Source organism: Bordetella genomosp. 9 (assembly GCF_002261425.1).
Lineage (GTDB): Bacteria > Pseudomonadota > Gammaproteobacteria > Burkholderiales > Burkholderiaceae_B > Bordetella_C.
The window spans coordinates 514,633-527,242 of sequence record NZ_NEVJ01000003.1; the positions used below are offsets into that span (position 1 = coordinate 514,633).

At 65.0% G+C, this 12,610-nt stretch carries 13 protein-coding genes; 8 read left to right on the forward strand and 5 right to left on the reverse strand.

The window, feature by feature from the left end; all coding sequences use genetic code 11:
* Positions 1 to 47: 47 nt before the first annotated feature.
* From CAL26_RS13550 to CAL26_RS13585, 8 genes are all read left to right on the forward strand, one after another.
* A complete protein-coding gene (locus CAL26_RS13550) occupies positions 48 to 1,415 on the forward strand; it encodes an arylsulfatase (RefSeq protein ID WP_094847428.1) in 1,368 nt (455 codons plus the stop codon).
* Positions 1,416 to 1,419: 4 nt separating this feature from the next.
* Positions 1,420 to 2,400, forward strand: a complete 981-nt coding sequence (locus tag CAL26_RS13555) for a formylglycine-generating enzyme family protein (protein WP_218831553.1) — start codon at positions 1,420 to 1,422, stop codon at positions 2,398 to 2,400.
* A gap of 79 nt (positions 2,401 to 2,479) precedes the next feature.
* On the forward strand, positions 2,480 to 3,982 hold the full coding sequence (locus CAL26_RS13560) for a SulP family inorganic anion transporter (RefSeq protein ID WP_094847429.1): 1,503 nt from the start codon (positions 2,480 to 2,482) through the stop codon (positions 3,980 to 3,982).
* A 170-nt stretch (positions 3,983 to 4,152) separates the two neighbouring features.
* Complete coding sequence (locus tag CAL26_RS13565; protein WP_094847430.1) at positions 4,153 to 5,214, forward strand: ABC transporter substrate-binding protein; 1,062 nt, start codon at positions 4,153 to 4,155, stop codon at positions 5,212 to 5,214.
* 6 nt (positions 5,215 to 5,220) lie between these two features.
* Positions 5,221 to 6,633, forward strand: a complete 1,413-nt coding sequence (locus CAL26_RS13570) for a hypothetical protein (RefSeq protein ID WP_094847431.1) — start codon at positions 5,221 to 5,223, stop codon at positions 6,631 to 6,633.
* Positions 6,630 to 7,829: an ABC transporter ATP-binding protein gene (locus CAL26_RS13575; RefSeq protein WP_179283357.1), complete on the forward strand. Its 1,200-nt coding sequence runs from the start codon at positions 6,630 to 6,632 to the stop codon at positions 7,827 to 7,829. Before CAL26_RS13570 ends, CAL26_RS13575 begins: the two co-directional genes overlap by 4 nt.
* Positions 7,826 to 8,752 (forward strand): ABC transporter permease, encoded by a 927-nt coding sequence (locus CAL26_RS13580; protein WP_094847433.1) that lies wholly within the window; start codon positions 7,826 to 7,828, stop codon positions 8,750 to 8,752. Before CAL26_RS13575 ends, CAL26_RS13580 begins: the two co-directional genes overlap by 4 nt.
* The gene (locus CAL26_RS13585; RefSeq protein ID WP_094847434.1) at positions 8,749 to 9,537 is read left to right on the forward strand and encodes an ABC transporter permease; all 789 of its coding nucleotides are present in this window, start codon (positions 8,749 to 8,751) and stop codon (positions 9,535 to 9,537) included. Before CAL26_RS13580 ends, CAL26_RS13585 begins: the two co-directional genes overlap by 4 nt.
* A 32-nt stretch (positions 9,538 to 9,569) precedes the next feature.
* On the opposite strand, the gene CAL26_RS13590 is transcribed toward CAL26_RS13585, so the two are convergent.
* From CAL26_RS13590 to CAL26_RS13610, 5 genes are all read right to left on the reverse strand, one after another.
* The gene (locus CAL26_RS13590; RefSeq protein WP_094847435.1) at positions 9,570 to 9,887 is read right to left on the reverse strand and encodes a pentapeptide MXKDX repeat protein; all 318 of its coding nucleotides are present in this window, start codon (positions 9,885 to 9,887) and stop codon (positions 9,570 to 9,572) included.
* Between the two features lie 56 nt (positions 9,888 to 9,943).
* Positions 9,944 to 10,732, reverse strand: a complete 789-nt coding sequence (locus CAL26_RS13595; protein WP_094847436.1) for a molybdopterin-dependent oxidoreductase — start codon at positions 10,730 to 10,732, stop codon at positions 9,944 to 9,946.
* An 11-nt stretch (positions 10,733 to 10,743) separates the two neighbouring features.
* Positions 10,744 to 11,370 carry a cytochrome b/b6 domain-containing protein gene (locus tag CAL26_RS13600; RefSeq protein WP_094847437.1) on the reverse strand — a complete coding sequence of 209 codons (627 nt, stop codon included), beginning with the start codon at positions 11,368 to 11,370 and terminating at the stop codon, positions 10,744 to 10,746.
* A gap of 12 nt (positions 11,371 to 11,382) precedes the next feature.
* Positions 11,383 to 12,006: a TetR/AcrR family transcriptional regulator gene (locus tag CAL26_RS13605; protein ID WP_444876509.1), complete on the reverse strand. Its 624-nt coding sequence runs from the start codon at positions 12,004 to 12,006 to the stop codon at positions 11,383 to 11,385.
* A gap of 69 nt (positions 12,007 to 12,075) precedes the next feature.
* On the reverse strand, positions 12,076 to 12,567 hold the full coding sequence (locus tag CAL26_RS13610) for a DUF302 domain-containing protein (protein WP_094847439.1): 492 nt from the start codon (positions 12,565 to 12,567) through the stop codon (positions 12,076 to 12,078).
* Positions 12,568 to 12,610 lie beyond the last annotated feature (43 nt).

Sequence of the window (12,610 nt, forward strand, 5' to 3'; positions counted from 1 at the left end):
CCCTACCGAGAGCAAGGCAAGGCTCTCAACTTCAACGGAGTTTTACCATGAGCAAGAAACCAAACATCCTGTTCTTTCACGTCGATAATCTCGGCATGGGCGAACTCGGGTGCTATGGCGGCGGGAAACTGCGCGGCGCGGACACCAAGCGCATCGACGCGTTCTGCAAGGAGGGCACCAAACTGACCCATTACGTGGTGGAGCCGCAGTGCACGCCGACGCGCTCCGCGCTGATGACCGGCCGCTACCCGATCCGCTCCGGCAACCATACGATCGCGCTGGGCGGCAATGGCGGCGGCCTGGTGACCTGGGAAGTCACCATCGCGGAATTGCTGGCCAAGGGCGGATACAAGTCCTCGTGCCTGGGCAAGTGGCACATCGGCGCGGAAGAGGGCCGCTTTCCCACCGATCACGGTTTTGACGAATGGTACGGGCCGCTGCGCACGTACGACGAATGCATGTGGCTGGAAGACCCGCACTACGTTCCCGAGCGTGACGGCTATTCGCACATGCACGAAGGCTACAAGGACAAGGGCACCCGCGCACTGCTGGACGAGCAGCTGACGATGGAAACCAAGAAGACCTGCGACCTGGAATACCAGCGGCGCGGCATCGATTTCATGCAGCGCTGCGTGCGCGACGATGAACCGTTCTTCCTGTATTTCAACCATTCTCTGATGCACTTCCCGATGTCGCCGCGCGACGAGTTCGTCGGCAAGAGCACCAACGGCGACTGGGGCGACTGCCTGCTGATGCTGGATCACGACTTCGGCGTGCTGCTGGACGAACTGGACCGGCTGGGCGTGGCGGACGACACCATCGTCATCCTGTGCGGCGACAACGGCGCCGAGGACCACCTGGCCGGCCGCGGGACCGGCGGCTTCTTCGACGGTTCCTATTTCAGTTCGGCCGAAGGCGGCATCCGCACGCCGCTGCTGGCCCGCTGGCCCGGCCGCATTCCCGCGGGCGTCGAAAGCAATGAAATGGTGCACGTCACGGATATGTTCACGACGCTGCTGAAGTTCGCGGGCAGCGACATTCCCCAGGACCGCATCGTCGATGGCAGGGACCAGACGGCGTTCTTCCTGGGCGAGCAGCAGGAATCGAACCGGGATCATTGCATGGTCTGGCTGAAGGACGAACTGCACGCCGTGAAGTGGAAGGATTTCAAGATCAACTTCAAGCGCCAGCAGCATTTCCATGATCCCGAACTGCCGCTGGGTTTCGCGCGCATCACCCACCTGCAGGAAGACCCGAAGGAACGCGAGGCGGTCAACCAGCGCTACGTGCGCTGGTGGGTCATGCAGCATGCCCATCGCGTCGTCCGGGAGTTCGAGGAAAGCGTCAACCGCGAAGAGCTGATCCCGCCGGGTTCGCCGCTGGACTTCGTGCCCAAATCAGAAGTGCGGAGCTAAGCCCATGAACGCGCCGATGACCGACGCTTCCGTCCAGAAACGTGCGTGCTGCCGCGCGTCGGGGCAGGGCACGCCGCGGTCCCCCGCCGAGCAGCCGTCCGCCACCGAAGGCATGGTGTGGATAGGCGGACGCGATTTCACGATGGGATCCGACGTCTTCTACCGGGAAGAACGACCGGCACGGCGCGTGACCGCTCCCGACTTCTGGATGGACATCCATCCCGTGACGAACGCGCAGTTCCGGGCGTTCGTCGACGCCACGGGCTACCGCACGCTGGCCGAACTGGCGCCCGATCCCGCGCTGTATCCGGACGCGGACCCTGACCTGCTGGTGGCCGGCTCGCTGGTGTTCACGCAACCGGCCGCCCCGGTCCCGCTGCGGGATCACCGCCTGTGGTGGGCCTACGTGCCTGGCGCGAACTGGCGGCATCCACAGGGGCCGGACAGCGACCTGGCGGGCCTGGAGGATCATCCCGTGGTGCATGTGTCTTTCGCCGATGCCAGCGCCTATGCGGCTTGGGCGGGCAAGGCGTTGCCCACCGAGATCGAATGGGAATTCGCCGCCCGCGGCGGGCTGGACGGCGCCGCGTACCCGTGGGGAGACGAGTTCGCCCCGGACGGGCGGCACATGGCGAATACCTGGCAGGGGGAGTTTCCGTGGCAGAATTCGGCCGCCGATGGCTATGAACGGACGTCGCCGGTGAAGTCCTTTCCGGCCAACGGGTATGGGCTGTTCGATGTGGCGGGCAATGTGTGGGAGTGGACGACGACTCCGTACGGCAGCCCGCCGGGCGTGGCGGACACCAAGTCCTGCTGCATACCGGCTTCCGCCACGAGCAACCCCGACGCCCGCCAGGTGGTCAAGGGAGGATCCCATCTGTGCGCGCCCAGCTATTGCCTGCGCTTCCGGCCGGCGGCGCGCCAGGGCCAGACGCTGGACACGTCCACCAGCCATATCGGTTTCCGCTGCATCCTGCGGCCATGAGACGCATCGGCCGCGGCGGCGTAATGTCCCTGGCCGCGATGTGCGCCGTGCAGTCTTTCTTCTATACGAGTGTTGTGCCATGACAAATCCTGTTGACGGGAGCAATACCTTGCCGGACCAGCCCGGCATTCCGGTGGCTTCGCCGCCAAGCAGTTTCACGCGGGAGATCCTGGCCGGCGTGGTCACGAGCCTTGCGCTGATACCCGAAGTCATCTCGTTTTCATTCATCTCCGGCGTGGAGCCGCGCGCCGCCTTGTTCGCCTCGGTGGTGCTGCTGGTTGTCACGTCCCTGTTCGGCGGGCGCCCGGCGATGGTCACCGCCGCCGCCGGTTCGGTCGCGCTGGTCGTCGGTCCGATGGTGAACGCGCATGGTACGGGCTACATCCTGCCTGCGGTCCTGCTGGCGGGGCTGATCCAGGTGGCGTTTGGCCTGCTGGGGCTGGCGCGGATCGCGCGCTTCATCCCGCGCTCGGTGATGCTGGGCTTCGTCAATGCATTGGGGATACTCATCTTCTGTGCGCAGGTCCCCCATATCATCGACAAGCCCGGTCCGGTCTACATACTGTTTGCCATCACCGTGCTGATCGTGCTGGTCGCGCCGCGCTTCAGCCGTGTCGTGCCATCGCCGCTGATCGCGATCGTCGTGGCAACCGGGCTGGCCATTTCCCTGCACTGGAGCGTCCCCACGGTCGGAGCGGGCGATGCCGCCGGCGGCGGACTGCCGGGATTGACGGCCTGGACGGTTCCCTTCGACCTGCAGACCTTGAAGATCGTCTGGCAGACCGCGCTCAGCGTGGCCTTCGTGGGGCTGCTCGAAACTTTGCTGACGGCGAAGCTGGTCGACGAAATGACCGATACCCGTTCGCGCAAGTCCAAGGAATCGTGGGCGCTGGGGCTGGGCAATCTGTGCGCGGGAGCCTTCGGCGGTATCGCCGGTTGCGCCATGATCGGCCAGACGGTGGTCAATGTCGGCATCGGCGGCGCGCGTACCCGGTTCTCGACGCTGGCGGCCGCCGGCACGCTGCTGTTGCTGATCACCGTGTTGAGCGCCGTAATGGCGCGCATCCCGATGGTGGCCCTGGCCGCGGTCATGATGGTGGTGGCCGTGAAAACGGTGGACTGGCACAGCGTGCGGCCGGCCACGCTCAAGCGCATGCCGTGGATGGAGACGTCGGTGATGGTGCTGTCCGTCGTGCTCACCGTGTATACGGGCAATCTGGCGCTGGGGGTGGTCGGCGGCGTGCTGCTGGCGACCGTGTTGTTCGCGCGGCGCGCGGCGCACGTCATCCGCACGACGCGCACGGTCAGCGCGGATGGCGGCAGCGTATGCTACGAAGTCCATGGCCCGCTGTTCTTCGGCAGCAGCAACGACCTGGTGGAACGCTTCCTGTACGCGGCCGACCCGCGCGACGTGACGATAGACTTCTCCAAGTCGCAGATCCTGGATGCGTCGACGGTGGCGGCGCTCGATGCCGTCGAGGTGAAGTACCGGCAGCACGGCACGGTCGTGCGCTTCACGGGCCTGGACGAAACCAGCCGCGCTTTCCACGCCAGGCTCAGCGGAAATCTGAACGTCAGTTGACACCGGGCGTTGACCGATCGCCGGAGCCATCGCCCGGCGTGGTGCGCTTAGGGTTATCCCTGCTCAAGAAATAAATATATTTACGATATCTTGGCGGTTTGTATCGAACTCGATGCAGGCGAGCGCGCGTCCGTGCCCGTCGGCCTTCTACAAACGACAAGGGGTAGAGCATGCAGCGCCGTGAATTCTTGAAGTCATCCGCCATCGCGGCCATGGGGATGTCCGCCGTCGGCCGGTTTTCGCTGGCGCAGGCGCAGTCGACCGGCACGCTGGCCGAGATGACCTGGGGCGGGCTCTGGGGCAACGGGATGGCGCAGTACATCGACGGGCCGTTCGCCAAGCAGACGGGCTGGACGATCACGCAGGACCGCGGCCCCACGCCCATCGAGCGCGTGACCAAGCTGAAGATCAACCTGTCGAACCAACCCTACGACCTGGTGCAGCTGCATGACGGCGTGGTGCCCCTGGCGGAATCGCAAGGCGTGCTCGAAACGCTGGATCCCGCGTCGCCGAACTTGCCTTTCCTGAAATCCATTCCGGACCGCTTCAAGCGCCCGGGCTGGGTCGCGATGATCTATTCGGCGCTGGGCATCGTCTACAACCCGAAGGAAGTAAAGAACCCCCCCAAGAGCTATGCCGATCTGTGGAACCCCGAGTTCAAGGGCCGCATCGTGCTGCCCGAGATCACGCATTCGATCGGCCCGTACATCATTCCGATCGGCGCCATGGCGGCGGGCAAGGACCAGAAGGACGAGAAGGCCGGCTTCGACATGCTGCGCAAGATGGTCAAGCTGGATCCGATCTGGGCCAAGGACACGGACACGATCATGAGTTCGCTGCAGACCGGGGAAGCCGTGGTCGGCCTGCTGTACAAGTCGCAGACCTATACGGTGCGAGAGAAGGGCGGCCAGGCGGAGTGGGTGTTCCCCGCGGAAGGCGCCATCTCCTACCTGGCGGGCACCGGCATCGCCAAGGGCACGAAGCACAAGGATCTGGCCGAGAAGTACATCAACATGACGCTGGATCCCGAGCACCAGGCCTGGGTGGCGAAGGTGTTCAACTACGCCGGCACCAATCCGGCCATGCTGAAGCTGCTGCCGCCGGAGCTGCAGGAGCGCGTGCAGTTCACCGATGCGCAGGTGTCGCGCATCATCGACCTGGACCAGGCCTTCATTTCCGCGCGGCGCGGGGATTGGACCGACCAGTGGAACCGCGTCATCAACGGCGCCTGATTTTTCATGGCGTCGCACCTTTCATGGTCGCCGCACGGCGACGCGCTGGGCATTGCCGTGCTGGCGCATCGCGCCGCCGCGGCCGGCCACGCCATACGCCTGACGCCGGACGGCTATGCGGGGCCCGACAGCCTGGCCATGGCCGCGCGGCGGGCGGGCTTGCCCCCTGATGCGATCCAGGCCGCGGGCGCGGCGCCCGGAAGGCCCGGGCCCGGCATGCGCGTGCCCCGCATCGTGCTGTACTGCGGCGCGGCCATCGGCTATCCCTACTATGCGTACTACTCGCATTGCCTGTGGAGCCTGGGCCTGCCTTACCGGCGCGCGACCGCGGCCGACATCGCGGGCGGCATGCTGGAAAGCGCGGACGTCCTGATCCTGCCGGGCGGGTTCGCCACCTGGGGGCTGGACCGCATCGAGAACGAACCCGGCGTGGACGAGGCGATCCGCGCGTTCCTGGCGCGCGGCGGCGCGGGCATCGGGTCCTGCGGCGGGGCCTATTATTTTTCGCAAGGACGGCCGCACTGGCTGGGCAAGCTCGACGCGAAGCCGCGCTACACGCATGAATACCTGCTGACCGGCGCCGGCCTGCTGAACGTGCGGCTGCACGACCCGGCGCTGCGCCGCGACCTGGCCGAGACCATGGAGCTGGCCTACTACCACGGGCCGGTCTATGAACGCGGCGAACGGCGCGCCCGCACCGGCGGAACGTTCGACAGCCACATCATGCCGACGCGCCTGTTCATTGATAACCCGCTGGACGGCGATCGCTTCGAACGCGTCATGCGGGATCGCGTGGCGATCCTGACGAGCGATGCGCCGGACGGCCGGGTCGTGGGCTTTTCACCGCATCCGGAGATGGGCGAATTCCTGCGCAAGGCGATGGCGCTGGACGGCTACGTGCGCCATTACCTGCCGATCCGCGGACGCAAGACCATGGACGAGACCCTGCGCTTCTATGCCAGGGAAGACTGCCTGAGTTTCAGGCTGGTGCTGAACGCGGCGCTGTCGCTGGGCGCGTTCGAGGCACGCGACGCCGCGGACGACGAGACGCGGCCGGCGCCGGAACGGTCCTTCGCGGAAGACCTTTTGCGCGCGGACGAAGGCTGGCTGGCGGGGATGGAAGACCTGCGCGGCCGGCTGGAACGGGAAGAACCCGAGCTGGCCGACCTGATGGGCGGCATGCTGCGCGACCTGGCGGCGGAATGGGAGGGCCTGATGGCATCCTCCGACGTCACGGGGCTCTCCGACGACGCGCTCGCGGTCGAGCTGGGCCTGGTGCTGGATGATGCGGTCGCGATGATCAAGGGCCCGCCGCGGCGGGCGGTCGAGATGCTTGTCCTGTTGGAATTGCCCGTGCGCCTGGTGGCGGCCGCGGCGCGTATCGTGCGGTTCGACCGCATCGTCAAGGAGTTGATGTGACTGTGGCGGCAAGTTCGGCGGCGGATACCGGCTTCCTGGATGTGCGTTTCGATGGTGTGGAGAAGCGCTTCGCACAGACGGTCGCGTTGCATCGCCTGGACCTGGACATCGAACGCGGCACCTTCTTTTCCTTGCTGGGGCCCAGCGGTTGCGGCAAGACGACCACGCTGCGGCTGATCGCGGGTTTCGAGCAGCCGACGAGCGGCGACGTGTACATACGCGGCAAGCGTGTGACGGGCGTGCCGGCCCACAAGCGCAACTTCGGCATGGTGTTCCAGAGTTTCGCCTTGTTCCCGCACCTGACCGTGGCGCAGAATGTGGCGTTCGGCCTGAAGATGCGCCGCGTCGACTCGGCCAGCGTCGCGCGGCGCGTGAACGGCGCGCTGGAGCTGGTGGCCCTGGGCGGCTACGGCGAACGCTATCCCCGGCAATTGTCCGGCGGACAGCAGCAGCGCGTGGCGCTGGCGCGCGCGATCGTGTTCGAGCCGGACGTGCTGTTGCTGGACGAGCCGCTGTCGGCCTTGGACAAGCTGCTGCGCGAACAGATGCAGGTGGAACTGCGGCAGCTGCAGCGCCGCCTGGGCACCACGACGGTGTTCGTCACGCATGACCAGGAAGAAGCCCTGACCATGTCGGACCGCGTGGCGGTGATGAAGGACGGGCGCATCCAGCAGGCGGGAGCGCCGCGCGATATCTACGAGCGGCCGGCAACGGAGTTCGTGGCGACCTTCCTGGGCGCCAGCAATATCCTGCGCGGGCGGGTGCGCGATCGGGTGGGCGACAAGCTGGTGGTCGGCCTGGGCGGTACCGTGATGACGGTGGATCCGCCCACGGTGAACGGACAGCCGCAAGGTCCCGCGCTGTCCGTGGGCGACGAGATCAGGCTGGCCCTGCGCCCCGAGAAGCTGCGGCTGGATACGCAAGGCAAGCTCGCCGCGACGCTGAAGGAGGTGGTGTATCGCGGTGCGCAGACGCATCTGTACATGGAGACCGAGGGCGGGCCGCTTGCCGCGCACCTGCCTAACAGCAGCGTGGCGCCGATGAACCTGGCGCCGGGAGCCGTGGTGCGGCTGGCCTGGGACGATGCCAGCGTGGTGGCATTGTCCGCCTCCGCCGCCAGCGATGGCGCGCAGGATGCCACGGGCCTGGCTCCGGGGTCGGTCGCGGGCAAGCCGGCGCGGGGCGGGCAGCCATGAACGGCGCCCGTATCGCCGGCATGCCGGGCGGCGACGACGGCCACGGCCGTCCGGTGGCGCGGCGATTGGTGCCGCGCGCGGGACTGATGTGGGCGGTTGCCGCGCCGCCGGTATTGCTGCTGCTGGTGTTCTTCGTCCTGCCGCTGGGTTACCTGCTGTTCGTGAGCTTCATGACGAATTCGCAGGCGTCCTTGTACGATCTGCAGCCGACCTTGCGCAACTACGTCGAAATCGCCACCGATCCGTTCTACCTGCTGATCATCCAGCGCACGCTGCTCGCCACGGGCGTGGTGCTGCTGGCGTGCCTGCTGCTGGGTTATCCGGTGGCGCTGTACGCGTCGCGCCTGTCGCCGCGCGGCCGCATGGTGATGCTGCTGTTGATGATGTTCCCGCTGATGGTCAGCAACGTGGTGCGGGCGTACGGCTGGGTCAGCATACTGGGGCGTACGGGCATTCTCAGCGTCACGCTGCGCGAGACGGGCCTGACCGACCGGCCCATCCAGTTCCTGTATTCCTTCGAGGCCGTGGTCATCGGCCTGCTGACGATACTGCTGCCGTTCATGATCGTGTCGATCACGAATTCGCTGACGGCGATCGACCAGCGTTATACCGAGGCCGCGCAATCGCTGGGCGCGGGACCATGGCAGACGTTTTTCCGCGTCACGCTGCCGCTGTCCAGTCCCGGGGTGACGTCAGGATTGATGCTGGTGACCTTCCTGATGCTCAGCGCCTATGTGAGCATCGCGCTGCTGGGCGGACCGCGCTTCAAGCTGCTGGTGAGCCTGGTGTTCGATAGCGCGTCCACGTTCCGCTGGCCGCGGGCGGCAGCATTGTCCTTCGTGCTGCTGTTGATGGCGTTGGTCATCGCGGCGGTCATCCAGGCGGTGATACGGCCGCAGCGGGTGCAGGGGAGGGGGACATGAGCGTGGGCCGTTTCCTGTTGCGCCTGGTGACCGGGATCGCGCTGGTGCTCATCCTGGGCCCGATCCTGGTGATCCTGCTGTTCGCCTTCAGCTCGGCGGACTCGCTGGTTTTTCCGCCACCGGGATTCTCGCTGCGCTGGTTCGAAGCGTTCTTCACGATACCCGAGATGCGGCAGGCCTTCGTGTTGAGCCTGTGGCTGGCATTCGTGTCCGCCACCTTGGCGGGCCTGCTGGGCTTGCTGGCCGCCGTCTACGCGTCGCGGCGCAGCGGTTGGCTGGCCAACGTGCTGCAGATGCTGTTCATGGCGCCACTGGTATTTCCGACCATCATCCTGGGCCTGGCGCTGTTGCTGCTGTATCGGACGATGGGCGTCTCGATATTGCCTGGCTTGCTGATCGCCCACGTCGTGGTGTGCCTGCCTTACGCGTTCCGCACCATCGTGGCGGCCTTGCAGTCCTTCGACACCGCGCTGGAGGAAGCAGGGCAGAGCCTGGGGGCAGGGCCGGTGAAGTCGTTTCTATTGATCACCATGCCCATCATCTGGCCCGCGCTGCTGTCGGGCTGGCTGTTCGCCTTCATCGTGTCGTTCGGTGAACTGAACGCCGCGCTGTTCCTGACCGGGCCGGGTATCGTGACCTTGCCGATCGAGATATTCAGCTATCTGCAATTCCAGGGCAGCCAGTTGGTCGTCGCCGCGGCGTCCGCGTTGCAGGTATTGATGATCGTGTTGATCCTGGTGCTCGCGGAACGCATCGTGGGGGCGCGCCGCATCGTGGAGCGGTGACCAGGGACGAACGCAGCCGTCCCTGGTGACGATTACTTCGACATCGAGTCCTTGCCCATGGCACCGGACTTGTCCATGCTGGGCTTGGACATGCTGCCGCTCTTGCCCATCGAGTCGTGGCTCATCGCGCCGCTCTTGCTCATGCCGTCCTTCTGCATGGCGTCGCCCTTCTTGCCCATGGCGTCCTTGCCCATGGAGTCCTTGGACATGGCGCCGCTCTTGCTCATGGAATCATGGCTCATCGCACTGCCTTTGCCCATCGTGTCGGTGCCGGTCGTATCGGCCGCGAACGCAGCGTGGGCGCCGATGGCCATGCAGATGCCAAGGGCCGCTTTGGAAAGTTTGTTCATGGTGTTGCTCCTGTGTCGCTTGGGGTGGAATTGCGGCGTCGCCGCGGGATGAAATTTCAACTGCCTCCGAACCAGTTGTAGCCCTGGTCTTCCCAATACCCCCCCGGATTGGTATTGGTCACGAAGATGGCCTGGATGTGCTTCGGGTTCTTGTAGCCAAGCTTGGTCGGCATGCGCAGCTTCATCGGGAAGCCATATTCGCGTGGCAACGTCTTGCCGTCGAAGGTCAATGCAAGAATGGTCTGCGGGTGCAGCGCGGTCGGCATGTCGATGCTGGTGTAGTAGTCGTCGGCGCACTTGAAGCCGACATACTTCGCCGTCAGGTCGGCCCCGACCGTGTGCAGGAAATCGGAGAAGCGCACGCCGCCCCAGCGGCCGATGGCGCTCCAACCCTCGACGCAGATATGGCGCGTGATCTGGTCCAACTGCGCCATCGCCCGCAGTTGCTCCAGCCGCCAGGTTCGTTTATCCGCGACCAGGCCGGTCACTTCCAGCCGATAGCTGTCTTCATCCACCGCGGGGGCCTGGTCCATGCTGTAGAAGGCGTTGAACGGAAAGGGCCGCTTGATCTGCGACTCCGCATAGGTCGGCGCCATCGCCGTCTGATGGAAGATCGCCGCCTGCACGCGGTCGTTCCAGCGCGAGATCGCGGTCAGGGCCTTGCCGACGGATTCGTTGTCGTCCAGCGAGCAGCCCGAAAGCATTGCCACGCCACCCAAGGTCAGGGTCCGTGTCAGGAATGAGCGCCTGGACGGTTCCTTCACCCGGGACGCAATGATCTTGCGGGCTTCCTTCAGGACGATCTCGCCGTCTATCGCTTTGTTCATGCCGCGTGTGAAGCTCATCGCGTATCTCCTCAGCGTCCGGTGATCATGGTGCGCAGCGTACGCGGCACCAGGGCCACCATGACGACGTGCAGCAGCACGAATGCCACCAGCAGCGCCATGGCGACGAAGTGGATGACACGCGCCGTGTCATAGCCGCCCAGCAAGGCACGGAGAGGCCCGAACTGCACCGGCTTCCAGATCGAAAGCCCGGAGAGCACCAGCAGCACCAGGTCCAACACGATCAACAGATAGGCGACACGCTGCACGTGGTTGTAGTGGCGCGGATCCGCGTGCGAGAGCCGTCCGCGCAAGGCGGCGACGGCATCCTGCACGACACCTCGCGGCGACAGGGGGAAAAATCGACGCGCCATCCTGCCGGTGGCGATGTTCATCACCAGGTAGAACACGCCGTTGGCGAACAGGAGCCACATGAACGCGAAGTGCCACTGCAGCGCGCCGCCCAGCCAGCCGCCCAGCGTGTAATCATTGGGAAAACTGAAATCGAAAATCGGCGAAGCGTTGTAGATACGCCAACCGCTCATCACCATGACGACCACGGCGAGAAGGTTGATCCAGTGCGTGACCCGCAACCAGCCGGGTTGTACAGGACGGTCTGCTTGATTCGATAGCCCGGCAGGGCTGGCCCTTGTGTTCATTGGTTTTTCCTTTCATACCAGCGGATTGACATGTGAAGGCTTGAGAAACGCCAGCGCGGGTCGCAGCATGCCTTCGAGCTGCGCACGTTCGGGCCGGCTACGCGCCATCACCCGTATTCCGATATGCACGGCAATCAGCAGGCGTGCCATATCCCGCGCGGGCAGGGTGGGGTCTATCGTGCCGTCTTTCTGTCCGGCTTGAACGCAGCGATGAAAGAAGGACTCGACGCGCGCGAGCACCAGGCTCACCACCTGACGGAACTCTTCGTCATGTGGGGCCAGTTCCAAGGCCGAGTTGATCAACATGCAACCCTTGCGCGCGTGATCCTGCAGCGAGCGTTCGACGATTTCCTTGAAGAAAGCCTCGATAGCCGCTCTGGGCGCCAGGTTTCCCTCGATCCGACTCAAGCGATCCTCGAAGCTGCTATCGACGTAGTGCTCGAGAACGCGGAGGAAAAGGGCCCTTTTGTCGCCGAAGGCGTTATAGATGCTGGCGACGCTCATGCCCATTTCGGCGGCCAGATCCTTGATCGATGTCGATTCGAAGCCGAATTGCCAGAAATGCAGCATGGCCGCAGTCAGCACCTCGTCATGATCGAATTCCCGGGGTCGCGCCATTCTTGCGTGCTCGTCCATACAAACTTTCGGGCATTTTAGAGTGATCAATCCAAAATGCAACCTTTAGGCTTACAGCGGCGCCTTCAATCAGCTTGCCGCCGACTCCAGCAACGCCCGCAGATCCTGGTCCAGTTTGTCAGCCACAAGCTCCACATCCCCGTTCTCGAACTGGCCGAACGTCGAGGCAGGGCGGTCATACTCGAAAGCCACCACACCGTTGGCGTCTTCTCGCAGCAGCACGCGGATGGGCGCATACAGTCCGGCGGATAGGACATGGCGCGACATTTTCGATGCGGTCAGGGGATTGCCGATGTCGTACTGGATCGACCGGCGCTGTTGTCCGGCGATCGCCAGCAGCGCGCCATGGTCGCGCTGGGCGAAGATGCTTAGCGGCGGGCAGGCTTCCAGTTCGCGCAGCGCGCGGGCGCTTTCGCCGTAACGCAGCAAGGTGAAAATGCCGTCATCGATGCGCGGCGCCACGACCGCGAGCTTGGCGCGGACTTCATCGAAGGATCTGGCGGACGTGATCGTCACGTGTTCGACCGAGATCGTGCGCGTGGCGTATTGGGCATTGGTCATTTTCTGGCTCCCGGTCATGGGTGGATCGGGGCGCCGGCGTATC

Bases quoted from the DNA above. Each gene is read 5' to 3' on its own strand.
- CAL26_RS13550 (WP_094847428.1), top strand. From the start codon at position 48: ATGAGCAAGAAACCAAACATCCTGTTCTTTCACGTCGATAATCTCGGC.
- CAL26_RS13555 (WP_218831553.1), top strand. From the start codon at position 1,420: ATGAACGCGCCGATGACCGACGCTTCCGTCCAGAAACGTGCGTGCTGC.
- CAL26_RS13560 (WP_094847429.1), top strand. From the start codon at position 2,480: ATGACAAATCCTGTTGACGGGAGCAATACCTTGCCGGACCAGCCCGGC.
- CAL26_RS13565 (WP_094847430.1), top strand. From the start codon at position 4,153: ATGCAGCGCCGTGAATTCTTGAAGTCATCCGCCATCGCGGCCATGGGG.
- CAL26_RS13570 (WP_094847431.1), top strand. From the start codon at position 5,221: ATGGCGTCGCACCTTTCATGGTCGCCGCACGGCGACGCGCTGGGCATT.
- CAL26_RS13580 (WP_094847433.1), top strand. From the start codon at position 7,826: ATGAACGGCGCCCGTATCGCCGGCATGCCGGGCGGCGACGACGGCCAC.
- CAL26_RS13585 (WP_094847434.1), top strand. From the start codon at position 8,749: ATGAGCGTGGGCCGTTTCCTGTTGCGCCTGGTGACCGGGATCGCGCTG.
- CAL26_RS13590 (WP_094847435.1), bottom strand. From the start codon at position 9,887: ATGAACAAACTTTCCAAAGCGGCCCTTGGCATCTGCATGGCCATCGGC.
- CAL26_RS13595 (WP_094847436.1), bottom strand. From the start codon at position 10,732: ATGAGCTTCACACGCGGCATGAACAAAGCGATAGACGGCGAGATCGTC.
- CAL26_RS13600 (WP_094847437.1), bottom strand. From the start codon at position 11,370: ATGAACACAAGGGCCAGCCCTGCCGGGCTATCGAATCAAGCAGACCGT.
- CAL26_RS13605 (WP_444876509.1), bottom strand. From the start codon at position 12,006: ATGGACGAGCACGCAAGAATGGCGCGACCCCGGGAATTCGATCATGAC.
- CAL26_RS13610 (WP_094847439.1), bottom strand. From the start codon at position 12,567: ATGACCAATGCCCAATACGCCACGCGCACGATCTCGGTCGAACACGTG.